Source organism: candidate division KSB1 bacterium, from assembly GCA_016214895.1.
Taxonomy (GTDB): domain Bacteria; phylum Electryoneota; class RPQS01; order RPQS01; family RPQS01; genus JACRMR01.
On sequence record JACRMR010000018.1, the window covers coordinates 1 to 2,847 of the forward strand.

General features: G+C 60.0%; 3 protein-coding genes. All 3 read right to left on the reverse strand.

Features of this window, described 5'->3' with window-relative positions; translation table 11 throughout:
- Positions 1-145: 145 nt before the first annotated feature.
- Positions 146-955 carry a hypothetical protein gene (locus HZB60_09860; protein ID MBI5060068.1) on the reverse strand — a complete coding sequence of 270 codons (810 nt, stop codon included), beginning with the start codon at positions 953-955 and terminating at the stop codon, positions 146-148.
- 638 nt (positions 956-1,593) lie between these two features.
- Positions 1,594-2,517: a hypothetical protein gene (locus HZB60_09865; GenBank protein ID MBI5060069.1), complete on the reverse strand. Its 924-nt coding sequence runs from the start codon at positions 2,515-2,517 to the stop codon at positions 1,594-1,596.
- A gap of 152 nt (positions 2,518-2,669) precedes the next feature.
- Positions 2,670-2,847, reverse strand: a 178-nt coding sequence (locus tag HZB60_09870) for a transposase (GenBank protein ID MBI5060070.1), incomplete at its 5' end; no start/stop codon positions are given.

Genomic DNA, 2,847 nt, shown 5'->3' on the forward strand with positions numbered 1-2,847 from the left:
CGATAGCACTAGAAACAAAAGGCAATAGCCAAGAATAGTGACTTTACTTCGGACACAAGAAGACGCCCTCCGGATCATTCCCATGGTATTCTCGGGTGCCTCCAGAGTAGGTGCTTCCGAAAGTCCGACAGGCTCCTAGAATAAATCAGCCCTCGCGCTGTCCCGCGGCCCGTGCCCGCAACTGGGCGACGTAGCGCCGAACATAGTCGGCAAGGAACAGCTTGTCGCCACCGACCGTAAATAGCTTCACGCCGCGGCGCTTCCACTCTTCCATCACCTCGCGACACTCCTTAGGTACGGGCGCAAAGATTGGCATGATGAATGGGGTGCTGGCTCGCCTCGCCGCCTCAAGCAACTTTTCCATCGCACTCACTACCTCGGGATGGCGCATGTCGTCGTCATAGCCCATACCGACGGCCAGGTCGAACGGCCCGGCAAGGATCGCAGCGATCCCAGGGACCGCTGCTATACGGTCGCAGTTACGGATGCCTTCGGGGGTTTCCACCAGTGCGATGACGCTAGATTCGGCGTTGGAACGCTTGGCATAGGCGCGCCAGTCCGCGGTGAACTGCCCAGACGAGCGCACCATCGGACAGGCGCTGCGTTGCCCGCTCGGTCCGAAGCGTGCGGCACACACCGCGGCCTCAGCGGCGTCACGCGTCGAAATTCCCGGTACGACCACAGCCGCGGCGCCTAGATCGAGGGCCTGCAGGACCAGATGCGGGAGATTGTCCACGACCCGAACGATTGGCACGAGGTTGTTGGCCGCGCAGGCGCGCGCCATGTTCTCCACCGTCTGCATTGAGAAAGAAGTGTGCTGTGCATCGAGGATGACGAAGCTGAAGCCGCAGGTACCCAAGATGTCGATCACTTCGGGTGCGCCAATCTGCGACCATGTGCCGAGTAGCACATCGTCGCCTTCGCTGATCTTCAACAGGTCGCTGAACGTGCGCATCCCGTATCTCTCCTTTCTCGATCAACTGATGTCCCCCCTGCGGACAGATCGCGGTGGATTGGTGCCGAACGGGGAGCACACCGGGCTGCTGCGGCAGTATTTCCCGAGGTGCACCGACTTCCGGCGCGTCAGCGATCAAGCGGTCACCGCCGCTGTGAAGCGACTCAACCATCGGCCACGAAAGACCCTCAACTACCGACGCCCCATGAGGTCTTCCAGGCTGCTTCGCGTGCTGCACTTGCGAATTGAATTCACCCCCCCACCCAAGGTGTGGGGGCTTGATAACCGTGGGCCGCCCAGGGCGGCGGGCAAATCATGAGCCGCCCGACGCGGCTGAAACGGTTTCGGGGTGTCCCAGAAACCGCGGTAGTCACTGGCCGACGGCTGGCAGCCCGGCACCGCCGACCCCTTGGCGACATGCGCGTTGGCGCCCGAACCTCCGACCCGGTGCGGCTGCTTCCACATGCTTCGCGCCCCCCGTCGGAACTCGGCCCGGACGGCGATCCCTTGCGTGTGCGGCATCCTGACCGAGCGTGTTTCTGGGGCGTGAGTGCGGATCGGAGCAGCGAGCCAAGCCACTCCCGGAACTGTCAAACTTCTGGGGTCCCCCGCCAAAGGCGGGGGGTTACCCGTTGTCCTTACCGCAGGGTTTCGTCTGGTTTGTCCGGCAGACGGGCCAACTCTGCATTGATTTCGTCCTTATCCAAATCCTTCGCCGGTTCGCCTCCGCGCATTGCCTCGAACATCTTCATGGTGCGCGGCATCATAACTTTAGCAAGTGTACTAACATTCATGCCATTTGCGATCGTTGGCAGTGATGGCGAGATTGCGTCGCGTTCAGCCCCAGTATAGGATTGATATCCTCCACGCCCCTTGTGAACGCCGTTCTTTCTGTGTCGCCACGCCACAATGCAGCGTGGCCCTACTGAACCATCGCGAACTCCAAAGTAGACTTCATTGTTCAGGATGGCCAAATGGGCAGCGACTGTATTTGCCGACAACTGCCCACAGTCGTTGGCTTTGACCACGCGAAGTAGCTTACGTATCCACTTCTTGTCATGCATCAGATATAGGGCCCCCGAGCCCGCTATGCTCAACCGGGGGGTTCTAGGAGCGTCCGGACTCGAATTGTCGACTACATGGCGCGTGTAGCGAAAGCGGTAGCTCTTTCGATCGGGTGCAAACGCCAAGTCGATTGTGTATAGCCTGACTTCGTCGCCAACGAACGCTGTAATGAGCACCTTGTGAGCCGGGCCGTCTTGCCCAGGAATGCGCGTCAGGTGTCGCGGTAACTGCCTCTTCATCGCATCCGCCAATACACCGAGGGACTGTTCTAGCGGGAGGTTTCGACCACGGAAGACCGAACTCAGCCAATCCGCTGGCTCCGTACCGGAGGCATTTGCTCCAAGCCCGGCGTATCCAAGAATGGCCACGCCATCGGTGGTTTCAAGAAACATGACCTTGCGAGCATCATCTCTGAGTGCGCGGGCCTCAAAATAGAGACTACGATCTGTCATGAGCCAGATCGTTTCCGGTCCATTTACAGTAACGACAAGCGTCATGAAGCGCGCCTCAGTTTAACCACTCTTTTTGCTGGACCGTCAGTAAGTCATCCCCCGGCAGAGCCGGGGGCTTTTGGTTGTGAGCCGCCCAAGGCGGCTGAGTTGTTGGCCGCTCGCGAGCGGCCTGGGAGCCACCTAAAGGTGGCGGGCTGTCAGATCATCCGAAGCTGCTCGAGTCGCTTATCCTCCACTTCCTGCTTCTGGATGTACTCGCGAATCGCGTTCTCGTCCCGCCCTACGGTGGAGACAAAGTACCCGCGGGCCCAGAAGTGCTGCCCGACGTAGTTTCGCTTCTTGTCGAAGTACGTTCGCGCCACGTGGATTGCGCTC

Bases quoted from the DNA above. Each gene is read 5' to 3' on its own strand.
- HZB60_09860 (MBI5060068.1), bottom strand. From the start codon at position 955: ATGCGCACGTTCAGCGACCTGTTGAAGATCAGCGAAGGCGACGATGTG.
- HZB60_09865 (MBI5060069.1), bottom strand. From the start codon at position 2,517: ATGACGCTTGTCGTTACTGTAAATGGACCGGAAACGATCTGGCTCATG.